This window comes from Pseudomonas sp. NPDC089741 (genome assembly GCF_044748825.1).
Taxonomy (GTDB): domain Bacteria; phylum Pseudomonadota; class Gammaproteobacteria; order Pseudomonadales; family Pseudomonadaceae; genus Aquipseudomonas; species Aquipseudomonas helmanticensis.
This window is the reverse complement of the sequence record NZ_JBIVGT010000001.1, coordinates 430128-447506: the sequence shown is the minus strand read 5'-3', so window position 1 is coordinate 447506 and position 17379 is coordinate 430128. Positions and strand designations below refer to the sequence as shown.

The following is a 17379-nucleotide window of genomic DNA, read 5'->3' as shown; positions in this document are numbered from 1 at the left end:
ACTGCGTGGCTCAGTGATCTGTCTCCAGGAGTGGCTGATGTCCCTGCGGTTACCTTCCATTGATGGTTTGTTGCGTCACCCGGCGTGCGTGCCGTTGCTAGAACGTCACGGGCGTGAGTCGCTACTGGCGAGTTTGCGTGAGTTGCTCGATGAACTGCGTCCAGGCGTGTTGAGCGGGCATTTGTCAGCCGTTGAAATCAGCCCCGAAGTGCTCGCCGGCCGCGTCGGCGAACGCCTGGCGCAGCAACAACGCAGCAACGTTCGGCGGGTGTTCAACCTCACCGGCACCGTCCTGCACACCAACCTTGGCCGCGCCTTGTTGCCGGACGAAGCCATCGACGCCGTGCAAATGGCCGCGCGTTATCCGCTCAACCTCGAATTCGATCTGGCCAGCGGCAAACGCGGTGATCGCGATGATCTGATCGAAGGCCTGATCCGCGAACTCACCGGCGCCGAAGCCGTCACCGTGGTCAACAACAATGCCGCCGCTGTGCTGCTGACGCTCAACAGTCTCGGCGCGCGCAAGGAGGGCATTATCTCGCGCGGTGAGCTGATCGAAATCGGCGGCGCCTTTCGCATCCCCGACATCATGGCCCGCGCCGGCGTGCGCCTGCATGAGGTCGGCACGACCAATCGGACCCACGCTCGCGACTATGAAGCGGCGATCAGTCCACGTAGCGGATTGATCATGCGTGTGCATGCGAGCAACTACAGCATCGAAGGGTTTACCGCTCGGGTGCCCACCGCCGAGTTGGCCGAATTGGCGCATCGGCATGGCTTGCCGTTGCTGGAGGATCTGGGCAGCGGCAGTCTGCTTGATTTGACTCGCTGGGGTTTGCCGGCCGAGCCAACAGTGCGCCAGGCATTGCTGGATGGCGCGGACATCGTCACCTTCAGCGGTGACAAATTGCTTGGCGGACCGCAGGCCGGATTGATCGTCGGGCGTAAAGAACTGATTGCGAAGATCAAGAAGAATCCACTGAAACGCGCGTTGCGCGTGGACAAACTGACTTTGGCGGCGTTGGAAGCGGTGCTCGGTTTGTATCGCGATCCGGACCGACTCGCTGAGCGTCTGCCGAGTTTGCGGTTGCTGACTCGCCCGCAGGCTGACATCTTCGCGCAGGCTTCACGGGTACAGCCCTTTGTGGCTGAACTGCTGGGCGAAAGCTGGCAAGTCAGTGCAGTTGAGGCCTTGGGCATGATCGGCAGCGGCAGCCAACCGGTGGCACGCTTGCCGAGTGCGGCGTTGTGCATGCGCCCGCAAGTCTCCAAGCGTTTACGCGGTCGTTTTCTGCTTGATCTGGAAGCGGCGCTACGTGCATTACCGATCCCGGTGCTTGGTCGTATCGACGACGATGCGCTGTGGCTCGATCTGCGCCAACTCGACGATGAACCGGCGTGGCTGGCGCAATTGCCGCAGTTGCAGGTTGAGCAGTGATTGTCGGCACGGCAGGGCACATCGACCACGGCAAGACATCGCTGCTGCAAGCCCTGACCGGGCAAACCGGCGACCGCCGCCCGCAGGAACGTGAACGCGGGATGACCATCGACCTTGGCTATCTCTACGCCGAACTGGAAACGGGCGCGGGGCTGACCGGGTTTATCGACGTGCCCGGTCACGAGAAATTCACCCACAACATGCTCGCTGGGGCGCAAGGCATCGATCTGGTGTTGCTGGTGGTCGCGGCGGATGACGGCGTGATGCCGCAAACCCGCGAGCATCTGGCGATTGTCGAATTGCTCGGGATTCCCCGCGCCTTGGTGGCGATCAGCAAATGCGACCGGGTCGAGACGGGCAGGGTGGAGGAGGTGCAGCGGCAGATTCTCGATCTGCTGGAGGCCGGGCCGTTTGCCGAGGCGCCGGTTGTGATTGTGTCGAGCGTGACCGGGCAGGGCGTTGATGAGCTGCGTGAGACGTTGTTGCACACGCAGCGTGAAGTGCAGGAGCGCAGCCGCGAGGGTGGTTTTCGCCTGGCCATTGATCGTGCGTTCAGCGTGGCCGGCGCGGGGATTGTGGTGACCGGCACCGCGCTGTCGGGCGAGGTTTCGGTGGGCGATAAACTCACGCTCGGGCCAATCGGAAAATCGGTGAAAGTGCGTGGATTGCACGCACAGAATCAGGCTGCCGAGCAAGCCTTCGCTGGGCAGCGGGTGGCGCTGAATTTGAGCGGCGAACGCCTTGAGCTGGCGCAGATCCATCGCGGGCAATGGCTGTTGTCGGAGTGGTTGCACGCCCCGACTCAGCGCGTGGATATCGAATTTCGATTGCTGCCGGGCGAACGGACTTTCGAGCATTTTCATCCGGTGCATGTGCACCTCGGCACACAGGACGTGATCGCGCGGGTGGCGCTGCTCGAAGGATCACGGCTGAGTGCTGGCGAGCGCATGTTCGCGCAACTGCTGATCAACGCGCCGGTGCATGCGGTGAGGGGCGATCGGCTGATCCTGCGTGATTCCAGCGCTCAGCGCACCCTTGGCGGTGGGCGCGTACTGGATCCGTTTGCCCCGGCCCGACAGCGCCGCAGCCTTGAGCGGCTGGCGCAGTTGCAGGCGTTGGCTGACAGCGAAAGTTTTGAGCAGGTGTTGCCAGCGTTGCTTGATCACAGTGCCGGCGGCCTCGACCCGCAACGGCTGGAACGCCAATTCAATCGGCCGCGCGCAACCTGGTCACTGCCTGAGAATGTGCGCCTGATCAACACCCGCCAAGGGCCGGTGCTGTTCAACGTGCAACGCTGGGGGCAGCTGAAATTCACCTTGCTGGAACAACTGGCGAAGTTTCATGAACTGGAGCCCGATCAGATGGGTCCGGATCGTGATCGCCTGAGACGCTTCAGTGCGCTGCCGCTGGAACGTTCGACGTTTGCCAGTTTGCTCGATGAATTGCGCGAGGCCGGCGCGATCACCGCCAGCGGCCCATGGCTGCATCTGCCCGATCATCAGGTGCGCCTGAATACCGAAGACGAAACCCTGTGGAAGCAGATGCAACCGTTGTTTGCAAACGCTGGATTCGATCCGCCGTGGGTACGCGATGTGGCGAAAGCGCTCGCCCAGGACGATGCCGTGGTGCGCCTGCTGTTGCGCAAACTGGCGCGCCTGGGGTTGATGCATCAAGTGGTGCGCGACCTGTTCATCAGCGACACCGTGCTCAGGCAAATGGCCGCGGTGCTGTTGCAACTGGCCAAGGAAAATCCGCAGGTCCAGGTGACAACCTTCCGCGATGCGCTAGGCTTGGGACGCAAACGCAGTATTCAGTACCTCGAATACTTCGACCGCATCGGCATGACCCGACGCCTCGGCGAATCCCGCCAGATCCGCCCCGACAACGCGCTGGCGCACGCCGATACACACTGAGTTCAAGGAAGGCAATCGCGCCCGGTGGCGCGGCCGGGCTTCAAACCCGGTTGGGGACGGCATCCGTTCCCGGGCAGGTTCGACTCCGGCTGCCTTCCGCCAGTTTCCGAAAAGCAAAAGATCGCAGCCTTCGGCAGCTCCTACACCGAACTGTGTTGATCGTTGATCGTTCCCACGCTCCGCGTGGGAATGCCTCAACGGACGCTCCGCGTTCGGCTTCGGAAGGAACGCGGAGCGTCCCGGGCTGCATTCCCACGCAGAGCGTGGGAACGATCTGTAATCCCCTGCAGGCCTTCGCCTGCTCGCGATGGAGGTTTTCAAACCCGATTTAGCAGGAGGTAAACCAGGACGAATCAGAGATTACGCTGCGCATCCATTCGATCATGCAGAACCCTGATGATCGCAATTCCGTACGCAGTGATTCGAAAATAGATCATATGCCTCTCCACCCGACAGCGGCGGTAGCCTATCGCCTATCGTCGAAGGCCGGCGCTGTTTTAGGGCGCACTGCCAACTGTGCAAATGAAGAAATAAGGACGTCAATATAGCTATTGCCTGGATCCACGCCCCACCGGCGAACGGTGTAAATCCAGATTGCTTCAAGGTCAGCTTCGGCAGCGGGCGTCAGACGATATTCACTCATGCGTGATTAACATTCTCTGTTTGAATGCAACAGGATCGAATGGTCGCGGTTTTCCCCTGGACTCACCCTCACGAAGCGCTGCACGAATAGTTTCGATTTCAGCGTTGCGTTCCTGTTCACGGCGGATCAGATCGCGGATGTATTCGCTGTCGTTGATGTAATTACCGGCTTCGATCTGGGCTCTGATCCAGTGGCCTTGCTGCTCAGTCAAGGTGATGGTTTTTCGTACGGTTACCATGAGCAGGCCTCCGGAGGATGGTCGACTGTGCGCGAAAGCAAAAAGCGGAGAACGTTGTCTGGTTCGCTGCGAAACGAAGGGAGGTGGCAGCTGTACGCAGGTTCGCAGACCGGGAATCAAGGTACCCGGCATACCCGAAGGTATCCCGCGCACAGCCGCCATGAAGCACCATTGCCATAAATCGTTGATGGCAATGAACTGGAGCGCTGTGCGCCTTGATTGATCCGGGCTGCGAAACCCGATCGCTGATTCGTCAGCGACCGTCCCACAATAGAACCCGTCCCTAAGGCGCACAAGCCGGCGGATTCTGGCGTAGCTGTAGGCAATGGCGCAAGGATGTGTAGCCTGGAAGGCGTGTCTGGAGGTGTCTTTTAAACGCCTGCGTTTAAAAGGCTGGCAAGTTAGCTCCCACACCTGGATTGCGTTTCGGTCAGAAGCTCAGCGGATACTGCACCACCACATAAACCCGGTCGATATCATCCCCAGCCTGCGCCTCATTGGCCCGGTGCGAAACGTGCGAAACCTGCACCGACAGATCCTTCGCCGCCCCCGACTGCACCACGTATTTCAAATCGATATCCCGCTCCCAATGTTTGCCGCCATCACCTTGCTGCGGCTGATACCCGCCGCTGTCCGGATCAAACGGGTTGTACGCGCCGCCCTTGGGCGCGTGGGTGCCGTCGATGTGGTCACCGGTTACGTAGCGGCTCATGAAAGTCAGGCCCGGGATGCCGAAGGCGCCGAGGTCGAGGTCGTAGCGTGCTTGCCAGGAGCGTTCGCCGGCGCCGTTGAAGTCGGCGTATTTGATCGAGTTGGCCAGATAAATCGAATCGCCACCGACGAAATCGAACGGCGTGTCGCCATCGATCCGTTGCCAGCCGAGCATCACGCCGTGGGCACCGAAGGTGTATTTGCCGGACAGGCTGAACGCGGTGTTGTCGATGGCGCCGGCCAGTGCCTGGCCGGTGTTGCGGGTGCGGTAGAGGTTAGCGTCGAGCAGCACACCGGATTGCTTGAAGTGCAGATTGCCGTAGTACTGCTGCCAGGTGTCGCTGAGTTCCGAGGCGTACAGGGAACCGCCAACGGGGCTGTCGCCGAACAGGTCGGCGCCGAGGAAGCTGATCCCGCCTGCCTCGGTATTGGCGCCATAACCGAAAAAATCGCCGTGGCTGGATGAACTGTCCTGATTCTTGAAGGCGGTGAAGTGTCCCGCCGTGAGACTGACGTTGTCGATCTCGTGGCTGGTTAACAGAAAACCAGTGGCGTATTCCGGTTGCAGGCGTTTGTCCGAGGTATCGAAAACCGGGGTTTCGACGGTCATTTCACCGAACGCCAAGGTGGTTCTTGAAACCTTTAATTTGAACGCTCCGCCCGCGTCGGAATAATCCGCTTCGCTGCGACCGTTGCTGTCGACCGGCAGTAAACCGGTGCCGGAATGGCCTTTGCCGCCATCCAGTTTCAAACCGAGAAAAGCATGGGCATCGACACCGAAACCGACACTGCCCGGCGTGAAGCCCGACGTAAATGTGCCGATGAATCCTTGCGCCCATTCCTGCTTGTAGTTTTTGCCGGTGGGCGAGGGCGAGCGGTAGTCGTTGCTCAGGAAGAAGTTGCGGCTGAGCACGTCGGTTTTTGCATCGTCGAGCAAACCACTGGCGCTGGCGGTTGCCTGCAGACCGCAGAGCAAAGTGAGCAGGCTGAGACGCGAAGGGGCACGGTCGATCATGGTCAGTGGCCAGCAATTAAGTGGGCTGAATGATCGAGTGATATCCGCTAACAAGATTGAGCCGATGTGCTGAATTGCACAGACGCCATCGCTGGCAAGCCAGCTCCCACAGGGTTTTGGGTCGCTCACACAATCCCGGGCAGCCCAAATCATTGTGGGAGCTGGCCTGCCAGCGATGGCGGTGGGTCTGCAACATCAATGTCGCAGAATTACTGCTATCGCGAGCAGGCTCACTCCTACATAAGTGACGGGTTACAGGATGCCGTATTCGCGGGCCGTGCGATCCACGGCGATACGGGTCTTGTCGATCAGTTCGTCCAACTCGGCGCGCGTGGCGATCAACGCCGGGGCCATGATCATCCGGCCCAGCGTAGAACGAATGATCAAACCCTCTTCAAAACCGATCGTGCGGCAACGCCAGGCGATGTCGTTTTCGTTGGCGAAACGCTTGCGCGTTACCTTGTCTTCGGCGAACTGCAACGCGGCCACCAGCCCGATACCCTGAATCTCACCCACCAGCGGATGGTTGCCAAACACCTCACGCAGGCAGTTTTGCAGATACGGGCCTGTGTCGGTTTTAACCTGCGCGACCACGCCTTCATCGCGCAACGCCTTGAGGTTGGCAATCGCCACAGCGGCAGCGACCGGGTGGCCGGAGTAGGTGAGGCCGTGCGCGAACACGCCACCTTTTTCCACCAATGCCTCAGCCATGCGCCGCGACAGGATCAGCCCGCCCATGGGGATGTAACCGGAGGTCAGGCCTTTGGCAATCGACAGCGTGTCGGGTTCGAAGCCGAGCGCCTGATGCGCAAACCATTCACCCGTACGGCCAAACCCGCCAATGACTTCGTCAGCGCACAGCAGCACGTCGTACTTGCGGCAGATGCGTTGAATTTCCGGCCAGTAAGTCGCCGGTGGAATGATCATGCCGCCTGCGCCCTGGAACGGTTCGGCAACAAACGCGGCGACCTTGTCGGCTCCCAGTTCGAGAATTTTCTCTTCCAGTTGCTGCGCGGCTTTCAGGCCAAACTCTTCCGGGCTGAGATTGCCTTCGTGGGCAAACCAGTACGGCTCATCAATGTGCGCGACATCAGGAATGGTGCCGCCCATTTCGTGCATGAACTTCATCCCGCCCAGCGCCGTCGCCGCGAGGGTCGAGCCGTGATAGCCGTTCCAGCGGCCGATCATGATTTTCTTCTCGGGCTGGCCCATCACCTGCCAGAACTTGCGCACGGTGCGGATCAGCACTTCGTTGGCTTCGGAACCGGAGTTGGTGTAGATCGCATGGCTGTAGTGCTTGGGCAACAGGCTGAAGAGCAGCTCGGACAGTTCGATCACCGCCGGGTGAGTGGTGTGGAAGAACATGTTGTAGTAGGGCAATTGTTCCAGCTGCTTCGTCGCAGCGCCAGCCAGATCCTTGCGCCCATAACCGAGGTTGGTGCACCACAGGCCGGACATGCCGTCCAGGTAACGATTGCCATCGTTGTCCCACAACGCCAGGCGATCACCGCTGACCATCACCCGCGGGCCTTCCTCGTTGAGGGCTTTCTGATCGACGAACGCGTGAATGTGGTGGGCGGCGTCGGCGTCCTGATAATCGCGGGTGCTGCGGGTCGAATCGAATTCGGCGGACATGGCTGATCTCCAGGGAAATGGACAAGGGCGTGCGTTCATTCCAGCGGTGCACGGCTAATATTTGGCATTTAAAAATATTTTTGTAAAGAAAATATTTGTCGATGTAAAAAGATATCCGTAGGCTGAAGCGCATTGGCAAGGATCATCAGAGGCAACATGAGCGGACTCAGAGAGCGGCAGAAGGAACAGCGCAGACAAGTGATCGCCGAAGCGGCGCTCGCGTTGTTCAAGACCCAGGGTTTTGCCGCGACCACGCTGGAGCAGATCGCCGTGCAGGCCGGGGTGTCCGCACCGACCGTGGTCAATTACTTCGGCGGCAAGCAGGAGATTCTGCTGGCGTTGCTCAAACAACCGGATGAACAGGCGATGCGTGAGGCGCGCGCCAATCTTGACGATGACAGCGATCCGCTGGAGGCGTTGTGCGAATTCGAAGGGCTGATGACCCATTACCAACTGCAGGCGATGCCCGCATCGTTGTGGCGCGAGTTGGCGCCATTTCTGTTCACCGGCGAGCTGGCCCGGGCACTTGAGCCGTGGAACGGTGCAGTGATCGAAGAAACCAAAGCGCTGCTGGTGCACTTTCAGCGCAACGGCAAAATCCGCCAGTCAATCGATATCGACGTCGCGGCGACCCTGTTCAATCAATATGCCAATGTCGCCTTCATTCGCCTCGCGACCGAAGCCACACCGGACCGCGATGCGCATGCCCGGCATATGCGCAGTGTGCTGAGCCTGATCTGCCACGGCATACTGGAGCTGCCCGTCACGACCGCTCCGATAACGTGACGGCGCTATAAATACGCTGTTCATCGAAGCTGAAGCGGATGTCGACATTGAACGCTTCGACGACTGTTTTCAGGGCCGGCGTCAGCACCTCGATGATGCATGGCCCAAAGGAGGCCGGCAGGTGCACCTTCAACGCCATTGCTGGCACGGGGCGTTGGCAAACCGGATACAGCGCTTTGTAAAACGCCTCTTTCAAACTGAACACCAACGTACCTTCGCAGTGACCATCGCTGGCAATGGTTGTGCCTGGGCGATGCCCGAGCACTCGCCGATACAGTGATTGATCGAGGTCGACATTCTGCTGGGCATCGATGCCGATGCTGCTGACTCCTGGCTTTCGGCACACGGCCGCCGCGCAATAGTCGCCCGTGTGAGTGATGCTGCCGGTCACCGCGCAGGGAAACAGCGGTTCACCCTGCGCACCCTTGCCAATCGCAACGTCCGGCAAGCCCAAGGATCGCAATGCCGCCCGGGCACAATTGCGCCCGGCGGTGAATTCACGGCGGCGCAATGCGTGCATTTTTTGCGCATGCCAGCGCTCTTCGGCATACAGTCCGCCTGACCACCACTGCGGTTCATCGGCTTGTTTGACGCTGCATCGCTTCGGCAGCAGCGCAACGAACGGTGAGTCACTCATGCGCTGTCGTGTGCCATCGCCGCACGGGCAGGCGCGGTGGCCGGCTGGTGCAGTTCGTGGCTGATACGCGCCGCGACGACTTCGACATGCGGCGGCGCGAGCATGCTCATGTGGTCACCCGGAACGCTGTGCAACACGGGAGGCGCGAGCAACCGCTGCGCACAAACGCGCAAAAAGCCCGCACGCAGCTTTTGCAGGAGCAGCGCCTGTTCCGCCAACAGTGCCGTGACCGGTGCACGCAGGATGCCGCTGGGTACGTAAGCCGCGAAGATCCGGCAATGTTGCAGGTACAGCGTTCGGGCGCTGGCGAGCAGGTCATCCTCGGCGATCTGCCCTCCAGGCAATTCTGGCGCAATCGCCAGCCATTCGGGCAAACGATCCGCCGGCGCGGCAATACCGGCCTCGCGTTCGAGCAGGCACGGGTCGACCAATGTCGCGTCGAGCAGGATCAGGCGCACAGAGAGTGACCGCTGCTCAAGCAACCGCGCGGTTTCGAAGGCAAGTGAACCGCCGAAAGAATGCCCCACCAAGGTAATCGGTGTGGTTTTACGGTGACTGATGATTGCCTCGGCGTATCGCTGGGCCAGCGCTTGCACCGTGACCAGTTGCCCGTCGGGTGATTCCGGCTCCAAAGGCTCCAGAGCGTGAAAGTTGCACACCGGGGCCAAAGCCCGCGCCAATGGAAAATAGGCCGCGCCGTGCATGCCACAGCCAGAAAAACCGTAAACGTCGGGCAAATCGGGCTGGCTGAACCAGGTAGTCATCCGCACTTGTTCAACAGCGTTCGGTTGCGCCTGTATTTGCAGATGAAGATCTAGCGCTGCAACCGTCTGGTGTTCGAAAAAAGTGCGCAGTGACAGCTGTTTGTCGAACTCACTGTTGATCCGTACCAGGCAACGGATCGCCAGCATCGAGTTGCCACCCAGTGCGAAGAAGTTGTCCTGCAGGGCGACATCCGCAATTTGCAGGGTTTGCGCCCATATCGCCGCCAGACGTGCCTGGCTGTCGCTCAATACCTCAGGGTTTGGCCGGGCATCGATGGCTGATGTCCGTGGCGGCGCGGGCAGGCGACTGCGGTCGATTTTTCCGCTGACGTTCAACGGCAGTTTTTCCAGGAACACCCACAGGCCGGGCACCATGTAGTCAGGCACCGATTGTTGCAGTTCGTGCGCGAGTGCTTCGCGATCCAGCGTGTGCCCCGGGCGCGCCACCACATAAGCCACCAGTTTTCGGCTGGCAGTTTCTTCGCCATGCGCGGTGACGACGGCCTGGCGCACGTCCGCAATCCTTCGCAGCGCGGCCTCGATTTCGCCCAGTTCGATGCGCAAACCACGAATTTTCACCTGGAAATCGATACGATCGAGGTAAACCAGATCGCCGTTGGGCAACTGCCGGGCGAGGTCGCCGGTACGATACATGCGGCTGCCTGGCGGACCGAACGGATCGGGCAGGAAGCGCTCGGCGGTAAGGTCGGGGCGATTGATGTAACCCCTGGTCAAGCCGTCGCCGCCGATATGGATTTCTCCGGTGCAACCCACCGGCAGCGGATTGAGGTGGCGATCGAGCACGTACAAACGAGTATTTTCGACCGGTCCGCCAAGAGTCGGCAGGTGCCCGCTGAGGATCTTTGTGCGGCTTGAATAAATTGTCGTTTCCGTGGGGCCATAGAGGTTCCACACCGTTTTGGCGAGGCTGCGCATGCCCTCAGCCAAGGCCGTATCCATCGCTTCGCCGCCACTCATGGCGGTGCGCAGCGACATGCTCACCTGGCTGTCGATCAGCATGCGCCAGGTGGCGGGCGTCGCTTGCAGCACTGTCGCGCCGTGCACCTGTGCCAAGCGTGCAAGAGCGCTCGGATCTGCAGCCTCTTCTTTGCTCGCCAGCAGCAGCGTGGCGCCCGTGATCAGCGGCAGATAAACCTCTACCGCGAAGATGTCGAAAGCGGCCGAGGTCACGCTCAGCCAGACATCGTCAGGCCCAAGGCCGGGCGCAGCCTCCATCGCCGCGAGCAGGTTACTCAGTGCCCGATGTTCGATCTGCACGCCTTTCGGACGGCCCGTCGAGCCGGAGGTGAACAGGCAATAAGCGAGCTGTTGCGGGCTGACTGCGATGTCTGGATCGCTCAGCGGCTGGCGGGCCAGTTGCTCATTCTGTTGATCCAGGCAAACCAGTGGTAATGGGCTTTCTGGCAGATGTTCGAGCAGCGCTGCGCTGGTGATGATCAAACTGACGCCGGCGTCTTCGAACATGTTGCTGATGCGCTGGGCAGGGTACATGGCGTCTAGCGGCAGGTAAGCGGCGCCGACCTTGAGGATCGCCAATAAACTGCTGACCAGGCGCGGACCGCGCTCAACCAGCAGCGCCACCACGCTCTGCGATCCAACCCCGAGACTGTGCAAGTGTGCGGCGAGTTGATTGGCCTGACGGTTGAGTTGCGCATAGGTGCAGGACTGCTGTTCAAAGATCAGCGCAATCGCCTCAGGCGTCCTGGCCGCCTGCGCGGCAAACCGCCGAAACACCGGCAACTGCTGATGTTCGCTGAACGCTGTCAGATCCTCGTTGGTCGACAGCGACGCGCAGCCTGCCGGCGCCAAGGGCCACTGCTCGATGCGGCTGTGCGGCGTCAGCGCCAATGCCTGCAACGCAGCTTCGAAGTGTCGCGCCATGCGTTGCAGGGTCACGTCAGTGAAATGCTCTGCGGCATATTCAAAGCATCCTGCCAAACGCGTCGGGTGGCTGTAGACGACCAGTTTCAGGTCGCAATCGATGGTCTGGCTGGCAAACGGCAATCCTTCGACGGCCACGCCGGTCAGAGCCAGTCGCGCAGGATCACGCCGTTCGAAGGTCGCGCTGAGACCATTCTCCAGCGTGCCGTCAGCCTCAGTGGCCGAAGCCGCGAGCAGGTGCGCAAGGTCGATATCAGGAAACTCTTCAGCCTTGAGCCGGGCCTCGCGAGTGAGCGATACAGCCTCTTCAAGGCTGACACCGTCGCTCAGCACCGTGCGCATGATCAAGGTGTTGGCCAGACCACCGATCAGGCCTTGGGTTTGGGCATGGCGGCGATTCGGCGTGGCGAACCCCAGGCAGATTTCATTCTGCTGGCTGTAGCGATATAGCACGGCGTTGAAGGCCGCTGTCAGCACCCCGTCAAGATTGCTGTTGTGGCGAGTGGCGATCTGTTCCAGCAAGGTCAGTATCGACGGATCGGCCTGCCATTCCACCACACCGACTTGCGCAGAGGCTGCGGTGGATGCGACATCCGTACGGGGCAGCTCGAGCGTCCATGGCCGCTCGCGATAATCCTCGCGGGCGCTGTTCAGCAGATCGCGTATTGCCGGAGTTTGCATCCGTTGATGTTGCCAGACACAGACATCGGCAAGCTGAACTTCCAGCGGCGGCAGTGTCGCGTCGGCAGTCAGGCCACCGGCATTATGGATCTGGCTCCACTCCTGGCAAAGAATGCGCATTGATGGGTGATCAGCGACGCTGGGGTGAGCCGTCAGTAGCAATAAATGCTGATCTTCGCCGAGCTGTATCAGGCAGACGCGCAGCAGCGGCCCACGGCTCAGGTCGAACAGTTCGTCAGCGCGCTGACGGGCCATTTGCAGACCGCGCGGCAATGCCGATCCAGCCAATGAAGAGAGGTCGATGAGCTCCAGCGGGATCTGCATCCCTTCATCAATCCATTGCACCAGCTCGTTGTCTTCCCAGGAAAAAACCGTGCGCAGGGCCTCATGCCGTTGCACCACGACGGCCAGGCTGCGTTCAAGTCCTGCGCAGTTCAGTGGGCCGTGCACGTGCATCAGCGCCGAGCAATGTGCCGGCGCCAGGCGCGGATCTTGTTGGTGGCGTTGCCACAGTCGACGCTGGGCCGTCGAGGCGCAAAACCGGTAGACGGGGGCGAGTTTGCGGTTCATCAGCACTTCCTTGTCATCAATGGTTCGCCACCGGGGCCGCAACGGCCCAACTGAATGGCGCAGGACTTCAGCGCAGGCTCAGCGGCCGCATGTCGGTCCAGTGTTCGGCGATGTACGCCAGGCAGGCTTGTTTGCTGCCGCTGATGTGCAGCGCGTCCCATCCTTGGGGACAGGCAAGGTGCGAGGGCCAGATCGAGTACTGTTCTTCGCGGTTTTTCACAACGGTGTAGGTCTGTTCGGACATGGGCTATTTCCTTGGCAAACGATAGAAGTCGGGTGCGGTTGCGCCGTGGTTGATCACGAAATCAGGCTGCGGACATCGATGCGTGGCTGGCGCAGGATCGGCGTCAGTGCCAGGCCGTCAGCCGCAGTCTTTTGCTGAACCCGCCATGCGGGTGGCGGCAATGCCTTGCGGTCCAGCTTGCCGTTGATATTCAGCGGTAGTTGCGGCAGCGCGATCCAGGTGTCCGGCACCATGTAGTCGGGCAAGTCCTCGCGCAAGGTGTTGGCCAGTTGCTCGCCGTCGATCACGTGGCCATCCCCGGCGACGAGGTAGGCGACCAGGCGCTTTTCACCCGCACCGGCCTCGAGCGCCATGACCACCGCTTCACGAATGGCTGCACAGGCTGACAAGCGACTCTCGATTTCGCCCAGTTCAATGCGGTGACCGCGCACCTTCACCTGAAAATCGATGCGACCGATAAATGCGAGGCTGCCATCGGACAGGTACCTGCCCAGGTCGCCGCTCTTGTACATGCGGCTGCCGGCAGGGCCGTAAGGGTTGGGGATGAAGGTTTGCGCGCTGAGTGCGGCACGCCGCAGATAGCCTTGGCCGACTCCGGTTCCGGCGATGTGGATTTCGCCGGCTTCACCGATCGCGACGGGTTGCAGGTTTTCGTCCAGCACAAACACCTGAACCCCGGGTATCGCCTGGCCCAACGGCATTTCAGCGGCCTGCGCCAGTGTTTGCATGTCCTGACTGCACCAGCTCGCGACGTCGGAGCACTCGGTCGGGCCATAGGAGTTGACCAGGGTCAGCGGGCGCCCGCGCAATTGTTCCAGCAGTGCGGCGTCGACTGGCTCGCCACCAAGGACCAGCATGCGCAGGCTTGCGGTGCGCGCTGAGCCGGCGAACGCGCGAAACGCCGACGGTGCGCAGTTCAGCCAGGTCGGGCGGTACGCTGTCAGTGCCTTCATGAAACCCATGGCGTGCGCGGGTGAGTGCTGCGGGATCATCAGGCACGCGCCGGCGCACAGCGGCCCGAGGATGTTTTTTTGCGTGAGGTCGAAACCGACCGAGCTGGCGAGCATCACCCTATCGTCGTTGCGCATGTGCAGGCCGTCACGCACATACCACTGCACCAGATTGGCGAAACCGCCGTGGGTATTGAGCGCTCCTTTCGGTTGCCCGGTGGAGCCCGAGGTATAGATGCAATAGGCGAGGTCTTGCAACGCGACGCTCAAGTTCAGGTTAGTCGTGTCGTGCGCGGCGGATTCTGCAAGGTTATCCAGGCACATCAGGTTCAACGCAAAGTCGGCAAACCGTGGCTGCAAATGGCTTGAAGTAAGCAGGGTGCCCAGGCCAGTGTCTTGCACAATGAAGCGAATACGCTCATCGGGATTGTCCGGATCAATCGGCAGATAGGCTGCTCCGGCCTTGAGTACAGCAAGGATGCCGACCACCATCTGCGGGCCACGCTCGATGCACAGGCCGACCAGTACGCCCGGCGTGACACCGGCATCGCGCAGGCTGCGAGCGACCTGATTGGCCCGGGCGTTGAGCTCGCGGTAACTCAGGCGGCTGTCCTCAAACACCACGGCAATGGCGTCCGGCGTCTGTTCGACCTGGGTTTCGAACCATTGGTGCACCGGACGACTGCTGGCGGGCGCGGCGGGCAGATCCCGCCATTCGGTGTCCGGGTTGCCCAGCACCGCCGACAGCAGATGGTGATACTGCTCGGCAAGCGCGCCGATGTCGGTGCGATCGAAGCGCATGTCGTCGAATTCGAAAACCGTGTCAAAACCGGTGTCGGTTTCGACAATGGCGAGGTTCATTTCGAACGCCGCGGTGATGTTTGTCGTCGGCAGCAGTTCAAACGTGCAGCGCCCGGCCTGAAAGGGCCGGCGCAGCACCGACGCATGGTTGAGAAAGACATGAAACAGCGCGCCGGTTTCCCGCCCGGCGCGCAACTGGCTGACCAATTCGTGGTACGGCAGATCGCGGTGCATCATCGCCCGCAGAATACGTGCCCGAACGTGTTGCAGCAGCTGTGCGAAAGTCCGCTGCGCGGTCAATTGCAGGCGCAGCGCGACGACGTTGACGAACAACCCCGTCAGGTCGTTCGTTTCCGCGCCGTCGCGGGTCGACAGCGGCATGCCGAAGACCATGTCTTCGACGGCGGTCTGGCGTTGCAACAACATTGCGCAGATCGCCATGTGCACCATGAACGGGGTGAACGTGCCGGGTCCGGTCAATTCACGCAGCTGTTGCGCCGCTGCCGGTTGCATCTGAGTAACGACGTCAGCGGCCCGGCGTGCGGTCTTTCCGCTGGCCAGCCGGGCACAGGGAAAGCGTTTGGCTGGCGGCCGATCAGCCAGGGTTTTAAGCCAATAGTCGAGGGCGGCTGGTGTGCGCACAGTCGCTTGACGCTCGACATACCCGGCATAGCTGAACGGCAGCGCTGCCGGCACCGCAGGCGTGCCTTGTGAAAACGCGACATAAGCCTCGCGCAGATCGCGCAACAACACCTCAATCGAGCCGCCGTCGAATATCAGATGATGGATGATCAGCAGCAGCACATGTTGCTCTGCGCCGGATTGCAGCAACACGCTGCGAAACAGCGGCCCTGCGGTGATATCCATCGACTGCAGCAGCAAGGCGTCAGTGCGCGCGTGCAGATCAGCGGCATCGATCCGTTCTTGCTCGAGCGGCGTGTGCCGGTCGGCGCTGATGATCTGGCGTGGTGTTTCTCCCTCCAGGACAAAGCGCGCTCGCAGGTTATCGTGGCGTTGCACCAGCCAGTCGATCGCTTGTTGTAACGCGGCGACGTCGAGTGCGCCGCCAATCGCCAGGCGCACGTGGATGTTATGCGAGGTGCTGGCCTGATTGACCTGTTCGCTGACCCACAGGCCAACCTGCGTGTCGAGCAACGGCAAGGAGCGGTCGGGCAATGGCATCGTGTTCATCAGGCTTGGGTCTCGACTTCACAGGTTTCCAGGTAATCGAAGATTTGCAGTGCCTGCTCTTTCGAGGCGCAGCTGAAAAAGGCCGTCAACACCGTCTCCATGGCCACGGGCGGGGCCATGACGAACTCGCCATTGTGGCGATGCTGGATGATGGTGCTGGCGCCCATCTCCCGGCATTGCGCGACAGTTTTCTCGATGGATTTCAAGACGCCGCTTTTTTTCACACTGAAGTCGTACTCGAGGCCGATGCGCCGATGGGGCAGCGCAAGTTGCAACGACGGCGAGGCGAGTTTGAAGTCGACGTCGTAGACGTCCAGCCCCAGGCAGATGTCCATCAGGTAACGCGAAGAGATGCCGCCACCGGAGATTCTCGGCGCCAGTTCGAGCACGTAGACGCGTTGCTCGGGCGTAATGCGGAACTCGGCATGGAACGGCGACTGGTCGAGGCCGACTGCGGCAATGATCTGGCGCAGCGCAAGCATGAACGGTTCGCCCAGGCGCTCATCGAATGGCCGCGAGATCTGCGCGTTCTCATGAAACGTCGGGCCTTCCAGCCGTGGGTATTTGTGGTGCAGCAACAGCGGTTTGACCTGGCCGTCGAGCACATAGCCGTCGACCGAAAACTCTTCACCGTCGATGTATTCCTCGACCAGAATTTCCGAATCGCCGCGTTGTTGGGTCATGAGCGCGCAGACCCGTTTGGTCAGAGTCAGGGCCTTGTTGAAGGCGGCGCGGTCGTCAACCCGGATAACCCCGGCGCTGTAGAAACCGTTGGAAGGCTTGAGCACCACCGGCAAGGTCAACGCTTGCTCGACTTGCTGCCACGCCTGCGCGGCGTCGATCTGCTGTGGCAGGCGCAGGTAGCGGCTGATGAAATCTGCAGTGGCCGGTACAGCCTTGAACGCTGCCTTGTCCGTCAGGGTGAACAGCGTGTCGGTGTTACGCGCGGCAAGGCCGAAGATTTGCTTGAACACATCAGCCTGAACCTGAAACCCGTCATTGAACGAGACCACGTGTGCGAACGTATGCCCCGGCGCGACGGCGTCGAGCGCGGCAGTCAGTTGCGAAGCCCATTGAGCCTTTTCGTCTTGTAGAAGAGCGGGCGGCGAAAAACACACGACGTCTCTGCCCAACCCCTGACAGTACGTCACGTAATCGTGTAAATCACACTCACGGCCCAGCGCCAGAATTTTCATTGTTGTTCTATCCCTGAAAACAAAATCGTCGGACTGCCCCCGCGCAGATCGCTTTGCGGGTTCA

The 17379-nt window shown here is 60.9% G+C and carries 12 protein-coding genes and 1 tRNA gene; 4 read left to right on the top strand and 9 right to left on the bottom strand.

Translation table 11 applies throughout. The features are described from left to right. The first annotated feature begins 34 nt into the window (after window positions 1-34). The 3 genes from selA to ACIPZE_RS01965 all read left to right on the top strand — a co-directional run bounded on the left by selA (window position 35) and on the right by ACIPZE_RS01965 (window position 3453). The gene (gene selA / locus ACIPZE_RS01975; RefSeq protein ID WP_400771035.1) at window positions 35-1438 is read left to right on the top strand and encodes an L-seryl-tRNA(Sec) selenium transferase; all 1404 of its coding nucleotides are present in this window, start codon (window positions 35-37) and stop codon (window positions 1436-1438) included. Further along, complete coding sequence (selB, locus tag ACIPZE_RS01970) at window positions 1435-3351, top strand: selenocysteine-specific translation elongation factor (protein WP_400770894.1); 1917 nt, start codon at window positions 1435-1437, stop codon at window positions 3349-3351. The genes selA and selB overlap by 4 nt, the downstream gene beginning before the upstream one ends. Before the next feature lie 6 nt (window positions 3352-3357). Then, window positions 3358-3453, top strand: a tRNA-Sec gene (locus ACIPZE_RS01965). Between the two features lie 364 nt (window positions 3454-3817). Here ACIPZE_RS01965 and ACIPZE_RS01960 read toward each other — a convergent pair. The 4 genes from ACIPZE_RS01960 to ACIPZE_RS01945 form a co-directional block, all read right to left on the bottom strand. After that, the gene (locus tag ACIPZE_RS01960) at window positions 3818-3994 is read right to left on the bottom strand and encodes a type II toxin-antitoxin system RelE/ParE family toxin (RefSeq protein ID WP_346772236.1); all 177 of its coding nucleotides are present in this window, start codon (window positions 3992-3994) and stop codon (window positions 3818-3820) included. After that, window positions 3987-4232, bottom strand: coding sequence for a type II toxin-antitoxin system ParD family antitoxin (locus tag ACIPZE_RS01955; RefSeq protein WP_283436496.1), 246 nt, complete (start codon window positions 4230-4232; stop codon window positions 3987-3989). Before ACIPZE_RS01955 ends, ACIPZE_RS01960 begins: the two co-directional genes overlap by 8 nt. A gap of 430 nt (window positions 4233-4662) precedes the next feature. After that, window positions 4663-5958 carry an OprD family porin gene (locus ACIPZE_RS01950; RefSeq protein ID WP_283436495.1) on the bottom strand — a complete coding sequence of 432 codons (1296 nt, stop codon included), beginning with the start codon at window positions 5956-5958 and terminating at the stop codon, window positions 4663-4665. Window positions 5959-6210: 252 nt separating this feature from the next. Further along, on the bottom strand, window positions 6211-7593 hold the full coding sequence (locus ACIPZE_RS01945; protein WP_400770889.1) for an aspartate aminotransferase family protein: 1383 nt from the start codon (window positions 7591-7593) through the stop codon (window positions 6211-6213). Between the two features lie 156 nt (window positions 7594-7749). On the opposite strand from ACIPZE_RS01945, the gene ACIPZE_RS01940 reads away from it, so the two are divergent. Then, window positions 7750-8379 carry a TetR/AcrR family transcriptional regulator gene (locus ACIPZE_RS01940; RefSeq protein WP_283436493.1) on the top strand — a complete coding sequence of 210 codons (630 nt, stop codon included), beginning with the start codon at window positions 7750-7752 and terminating at the stop codon, window positions 8377-8379. Here the strand turns inward: ACIPZE_RS01940 and ACIPZE_RS01935 are convergent. From ACIPZE_RS01935 to ACIPZE_RS01915, 5 genes are all read right to left on the bottom strand, one after another. After that, entirely contained in the window at window positions 8357-9016 is a 660-nt protein-coding gene (locus tag ACIPZE_RS01935) for a 4'-phosphopantetheinyl transferase (RefSeq protein ID WP_400770886.1), read from the bottom strand. The genes ACIPZE_RS01940 and ACIPZE_RS01935 overlap by 23 nt on opposite strands. Further along, window positions 9013-12933 carry an amino acid adenylation domain-containing protein gene (locus ACIPZE_RS01930; protein WP_400770883.1) on the bottom strand — a complete coding sequence of 1307 codons (3921 nt, stop codon included), beginning with the start codon at window positions 12931-12933 and terminating at the stop codon, window positions 9013-9015. Before ACIPZE_RS01930 ends, ACIPZE_RS01935 begins: the two co-directional genes overlap by 4 nt. A gap of 67 nt (window positions 12934-13000) precedes the next feature. Beyond that, entirely contained in the window at window positions 13001-13177 is a 177-nt protein-coding gene (locus ACIPZE_RS01925; RefSeq protein ID WP_283436490.1) for an MbtH family NRPS accessory protein, read from the bottom strand. Between the two features lie 53 nt (window positions 13178-13230). Then, window positions 13231-16119 (bottom strand): amino acid adenylation domain-containing protein, encoded by a 2889-nt coding sequence (locus ACIPZE_RS01920; RefSeq protein ID WP_400770880.1) that lies wholly within the window; start codon window positions 16117-16119, stop codon window positions 13231-13233. Continuing rightward, window positions 16119-17315 (bottom strand): acetyl-CoA carboxylase biotin carboxylase subunit family protein, encoded by a 1197-nt coding sequence (locus tag ACIPZE_RS01915; protein WP_283436488.1) that lies wholly within the window; start codon window positions 17313-17315, stop codon window positions 16119-16121. The genes ACIPZE_RS01920 and ACIPZE_RS01915 overlap by 1 nt, the downstream gene beginning before the upstream one ends. Between the last annotated feature and the right edge of the window lie 64 nt (window positions 17316-17379).